This is a genomic window from Segatella copri (assembly GCF_003465495.1).
Classification (GTDB): domain Bacteria; phylum Bacteroidota; class Bacteroidia; order Bacteroidales; family Bacteroidaceae; genus Prevotella; species Prevotella copri_G.
In genome coordinates, this window is the sequence record NZ_QSAV01000117.1 from 1 (window position 1) to 733 (window position 733).

2 protein-coding genes are annotated in these 733 nt (G+C 40.0%); both read right to left on the reverse strand.

Annotation, left to right across the window (positions count from 1 at the left end):
* Positions 1 to 26: 26 nt before the first annotated feature.
* Entirely contained in the window at positions 27 to 176 is a 150-nt protein-coding gene (locus tag DWV53_RS15320) for a type II toxin-antitoxin system YafQ family toxin (RefSeq protein ID WP_118155471.1), read from the reverse strand.
* Positions 173 to 376 (reverse strand): hypothetical protein, encoded by a 204-nt coding sequence (locus DWV53_RS15325; RefSeq protein ID WP_006849455.1) that lies wholly within the window; start codon positions 374 to 376, stop codon positions 173 to 175. The genes DWV53_RS15320 and DWV53_RS15325 overlap by 4 nt, the downstream gene beginning before the upstream one ends.
* Positions 377 to 733: the final 357 nt, after the last annotated feature.

Genomic DNA, 733 nt, shown 5'->3' on the forward strand with positions numbered 1-733 from the left:
ATATTATATAGGTACCGCCATACGGGCTAACGGTGATTTACATATTCAGGAGGTAATTTTCCAGTCTCTTCAAGTAATCGAATTACTTTCTTTAGCTTTTCCATTGGAAGATTACGTTTTTTACAACGCTTTACATCCTTTTCAAAGCGACTGGTAGCTATGATTCTGTATTTCATATTCCCAACTTTTCAAACATATCATCAGCACTTTCATACTCTGTCACTCTACCATGACGAATATCATCCATTGCTTCTTCTATCCCTGACATGCTTTTCTGATGATTAGGAACAATCACAACGCCTTTCATTGCCTCAAGAACTTTCTTGAGTCCAGCCATAACACTATTATCTTCCACTTGTATAGTTAATGTTGCCATAACCTATAATTTTAAACGTTAAACTTTTCCGCAAAATTACGCTTTTTCTTCGAAACCACCAAGAAAAAAGCAATAATTCTGCAACTCATCAGCCAATTTCCCCCGAATAAACAGTAAACTACAAACAGCAAACTATAAATTGTAAATTATTAATTGTAAACAGCTATCCCCTGGCGGTCCCAGCCCGCATAACTATGGCGAAGACCTTTGATGGTCCGCCAACCTTATAGCGAAGCGGTTCCGAGCACCGAGTAGGGCGGTTTCCCTCTTCTTCCCTGAGGGGAGAAGACCGAGATGAGAGGTGGAGCCTTCCTTAACGGTAAGGAAGGACGGGTAGGTTTTCGAAAAAAGACATTA

Coding starts and splice junctions, on each gene's coding strand:
- DWV53_RS15320 (WP_118155471.1), bottom strand. CDS start 176: ATGAAATACAGAATCATAGCTACCAGTCGCTTTGAAAAGGATGTAAAG.
- DWV53_RS15325 (WP_006849455.1), bottom strand. CDS start 376: ATGGCAACATTAACTATACAAGTGGAAGATAATAGTGTTATGGCTGGA.